Below are 4,112 nucleotides of genomic sequence, written 5' to 3' on the forward strand. Positions count from 1 at the left end.
CGACCGGAGCCGGCCGCCCGGTGGTTCTCCACGAGCCGGTGGCTCACGGCCAGGAGCATCGTGAGCCCTGCGAGCGCGAGGGGGCGACGCACGGCGAGCGGCGTGGTGGTGACGACGACCCCTTCGGCGGCCAGACCGGCGATGTCGATCCCGTCGAACCCCGCCCCGAAGCGTGCGACGTGCAACAGCCTGGGGCAGGCCGCCGCCACTGCACGCGGGACGTGCAGATGCCCGAAGGACAGGACGGCGTCGTAGTCACCCAGGATCTCGACCGGCATGACCGGACCGTCGACCTGCGGCATGACCTCCCAGGACAGCCCCGCATCGGTGAGCCGGCCGAGCCCGATGTCACCGAAGATCGTCGATCCGTCCGGGCTGGCGCAGTCCGCCGTGAGCCCGACCCGGTAGGTGGATCCGTCGCGTCGAGCAGTCATGGCAATCCTCCGATGATTCCTACGTCACTGCCAGCATGGTAGCCCGGCGTGTGCGAGATTCGCCGGCAAGTCGGATGGATTCATCAGATGATTAGGTCTAGCGTGGTGCGCACGGCCCGAAGGAGATCTCCCATGCGCATCACGCACGTCGACGTCGAGGACGTCCGCTTCCCCACCTCGCTCACGGCAGACGGATCCGATGCCATGAACAAGGACGGCGACCACTCCGCCGTCTACGTCGTGCTGCACACGGACGGGACAGCACCGGACGGGAGCCCGTACGCCGGCCACGGCATCACCTTCACGACGGGCCGCGGCAACGACATCGTCGCGCTGGCCGCGAGGCAGCAGGCGCAGATGCTCGTCGGCCTCGACGTGGCCGAGATGTCCGCGGACATGGGCGGGACCTACCGGTCGATCACCGAGGACACCCAGATGCGGTGGCTCGGGCCGGAGAAGGGTGTCGTCCACCTCTCCCTCTCGGCGGTGATGAACGCCGCATGGGATCTCGCCGGCCGGCTCGCAGGCAAGCCCGTCTGGCGTCTGCTCGCGGACATGACCCCGGAACAGCTCGTGGACGTGGCCGATCTGCGCTACCTCTCCGACGTGCTCACCCGCGATCAGGCGATCGCCCTGCTCCGCGCGAAGGAAGCCGGGAAGGCCGAGCGGATCGCCGAGCTGGAGCGCACCGGCTACCCCTGCTACACGACGTCAGCCGGCTGGCTCGGCTACAGCGACGAGAAGCTGCGGCGGCTGTGCCAGGAGGCGATCGACGAGGGCTACCGGCACATCAAGCTCAAGGTGGGCGCGAACCTCGAGGAGGACATCCGCCGGTGCGGGATCGCTCGTGAGGTGATCGGCCCGGACCGCATCCTGATGATCGACGCCAACCAGGTGTGGGACGTGCCGCAGGCGATCGAGTGGACCAGCGCTCTCGCTCCCTTCGACCTGCTCTGGATCGAGGAGCCGACGAGCCCGGACGACGTGCTCGGCCACGCCGCCATCAAGCGAGCGGTGGCCCCGGTGGGTGTCGCGACCGGAGAGCACTGCCACAACCGGGTGATGTTCAAGCAGCTCATGCAGGCAGGGGCGATGGACTACTGCCAGCTCGACGCCGGCCGGCTCGCGAGCCTGAACGAGATCGTGGCGGTCCTGCTGCTCGCGGCGACCTTCGACGTGCCCGTCTGCCCGCACGCGGGCGGGGTGGGTCTGTGCGAGATGGTCCAGCACGTCTCCATGCTCGACTTCGTGGCGGTCTCGGGGACCCGCGAGGGCCGGATCACCGAGTACGTCGACCACCTGCACGAGCACTTCGTCGAGCCCGTGACCGTGCGCGACGCGGCCTACGTCCCTCCCCGGCTACCGGGCTACTCGACCCGGATGCGCCCCGAGTCCGTGGCGGAGTTCCGCTTCCCTGACGGCCCCTACTGGGCCGGCCGGCTCGCGACGCCGTGAGCTCCGTCGGCCGCCCGGCCGGGCATACTCCTGGCATGTCCCGCACCGATGAGGTGGTCGACCGGATCACGGCGATGATCCTCGACGGTCGCCTCGGGCCCGGGGACCGGCTGCCGGTCGAGAAGGATCTCGCCGAGACGCTCGGGGTCTCCCGCAGCTCGCTGCGCGAAGGCGTGCGAGCGCTGTCCGTTCTCGGTGTGCTCGAGACGCGCCAGGGCGCGGGGACGTACGTGACCACTCTCGACCCGAGCCTCCTGGCTGGCCCGCTCGGTCTCGTCGTCGAGCTCCAGTCCGCGGGCCACGCGGCGCACGTCCACGCCGTGCGTCGCATGCTCGAGACGGAGGCCGCCGCCCTGGCCGCGGCGGCGGCCCACCCACCCGGTGCCGAGCTGATGGCCGCGGGCGAGGCGCTCGACGCGGCCGCTGCTGCCATGGACGGTGCTGCCGGCACCGATCACGACGCCTTGATCGCGTCCGATCTCGCGTTCCACCACCACGTGGCCAGGGCGGCCGGCAACCCCGTCCTCGCGGCGCTCATCGACGCCCTCGGCGGCAGGACGGCCCGGCACCGCCTCCGGCGCGGACTGAGCGAGCCGGACGCGGACGCGCGCTCCCTCCGGGAGCACAGGGCGATCCTCGCCGCCGTGGTCGACGGGGACGTCGACCGGGCGCGCGTCCGGATGTCCGCGCACCTGATCGCGGTCGAGGACTTCCTGAACGACCTGGAGTGACCTGCGGACCGGGCTCGCCCGGTCACCGCGGCCTGGGTCGCGAACGGACCTTCCCGGGCGCCGGCGCCCGATCCTTCGCACCGTAGAGTGCGACATCGGCACGGCGGAGCCACCCGTCGACCTCATCGCCGTCCCACTGGGCGAGCCCAGCGGTCCAGGGATGTGTCGACACGGCACGAAGCCGCGCGACCACCTGGTGCGCGGACTCCAGGTCCGATCCCGGCAGCAGGACAAGGAACTCGTCACCGCCGAGCCGCCCGAGCTGGTCATCGGCGCGGAGCATCCCCCGCCACGCCTCCGTCGAGGAGATGAGCACCTGGTCACCGGCCGCATGACCGAGGGAGTCGTTGATCGCCTTGAAGCCGTCGAAGTCGATCATCGCAACCGAGATGGGCGTACCCGTGCGGGCGGCCCGGGCGATCCCTCGACGAGCCTCGTCGACGAACGCTCGTCTGTTGAGCACGCGGGTCAGCGGGTCACGCGTCGCGAGCCGTCGCAGGGCACCGACCATCGACTCGAGGACGGTGCTCACGCCGACGACGGTCGTCATCATCAGGACCCAGGTGTGCACGGGCGCGACGGCACCCGCGGCCGCCAACGCGAGCGCCATACCCGCGCCGATGACCACCAGGTGCACCACGAGAGCATGGCGGCCGACGAACAGCGCGCAGTAGACAGCGATCCAGAAGTAGCCGAGCGCCGTCACGACCGTCCCGGCCGGCGTCGTCGTACTGGCGACGAAGCCAGTGAACAGGACCGTTCCCACTCCGACGGCGGCGTGTAGGTGCCCCGGCCGCAGCCGATCGGCGAATCCGAGGAGCATGCCGGCGGTCGTCAGACACACGACGACTCCGGCGGCCGTCAGTCCGCGCGGTGAGGTGGGACTGAACGGCGCCAACAGCGAACCGATACCCGCCAGCGCCATCACGACGTTGGCGAGCACCAGGGCCGCGACCTCCGGACGCTCTGTCCACCGCAGCACCGAGCTCACCCGGGCGATCACCGTGGGCATGCCCGCTCACCTCGCGCTCCGTGGTCAGGACGGCCGTCCGGCAGGACCACCTGTCTGCCCATCGGCCCCTGGCGCCAGAAGTTGAGGGTCGAGCGACCATCCGGCACGCCGGCCCGCGGGCGGGGTAGGAGGCCGGATCACACGCTCGCAGGGCGGCCCACGCTCGCAGGGCGGCCCACGCTCACCAGCCGTTCCGCTTCCACCAGCCGTTCCGCGCTCATCGGGGACCCCACGTCTACCAGGGGCCCCGCGCCGTCACCGCATACTGTGCGGCCGGAATCGTGGAAGCCCTCCCGGCGACTTCGGGGGAACAGAAAAGGGCCACCCCGTTGCCGGGGTGGCCCTTTCTGAATGGATGTTCGGCGGCGACCTACTCTCCCACACCGTCCCCGGTGCAGTACCATCGGCGCAGAGAGGCTTAGCTTCCGGGTTCGGAATGGAGCCGGGCGTTTCCCTCTCGCTATGACCGCCGAAACTCTA

General features: G+C 70.6%; 3 protein-coding genes, 1 rRNA gene and 1 pseudogene. 2 read left to right on the forward strand and 3 right to left on the reverse strand.

From position 1 onward, the window contains the following. Positions 1–434 (reverse strand): annotated as a pseudogene (locus ABWK99_RS14305) (hypothetical protein); the annotation flags it as partial. A 132-nt stretch (positions 435–566) separates the two neighbouring features. On the opposite strand from ABWK99_RS14305, the gene ABWK99_RS14310 reads away from it, so the two are divergent. Both ABWK99_RS14310 and ABWK99_RS14315 read left to right on the forward strand, forming a co-directional pair. Further along, a complete protein-coding gene (locus ABWK99_RS14310; protein ID WP_372595374.1) occupies positions 567–1,889 on the forward strand; it encodes an enolase C-terminal domain-like protein in 1,323 nt (440 codons plus the stop codon). 35 nt (positions 1,890–1,924) lie between these two features. Further along, positions 1,925–2,620 carry a FadR/GntR family transcriptional regulator gene (locus ABWK99_RS14315; protein ID WP_372595375.1) on the forward strand — a complete coding sequence of 232 codons (696 nt, stop codon included), beginning with the start codon at positions 1,925–1,927 and terminating at the stop codon, positions 2,618–2,620. 22 nt (positions 2,621–2,642) lie between these two features. Here ABWK99_RS14315 and ABWK99_RS14320 read toward each other — a convergent pair whose 3' ends face one another. Together ABWK99_RS14320 and rrf are read right to left on the reverse strand one after the other, a co-directional pair. Then, positions 2,643–3,632 carry a GGDEF domain-containing protein gene (locus ABWK99_RS14320; RefSeq protein ID WP_372595376.1) on the reverse strand — a complete coding sequence of 330 codons (990 nt, stop codon included), beginning with the start codon at positions 3,630–3,632 and terminating at the stop codon, positions 2,643–2,645. 357 nt (positions 3,633–3,989) lie between these two features. Beyond that, positions 3,990–4,106: ribosomal RNA gene (gene rrf, locus ABWK99_RS14325) — 5S ribosomal RNA — on the reverse strand. Between the last annotated feature and the right edge of the window lie 6 nt (positions 4,107–4,112).

This window comes from Actinotalea sp., from assembly GCF_041597215.1.
GTDB lineage: Bacteria > Actinomycetota > Actinomycetes > Actinomycetales > Cellulomonadaceae > Actinotalea.

Coding starts and splice junctions, on each gene's coding strand:
- ABWK99_RS14320 (WP_372595376.1), bottom strand. CDS start 3,632: ATGCCCACGGTGATCGCCCGGGTGAGCTCGGTGCTGCGGTGGACAGAG.
- ABWK99_RS14310 (WP_372595374.1), top strand. CDS start 567: ATGCGCATCACGCACGTCGACGTCGAGGACGTCCGCTTCCCCACCTCG.
- ABWK99_RS14315 (WP_372595375.1), top strand. CDS start 1,925: ATGTCCCGCACCGATGAGGTGGTCGACCGGATCACGGCGATGATCCTC.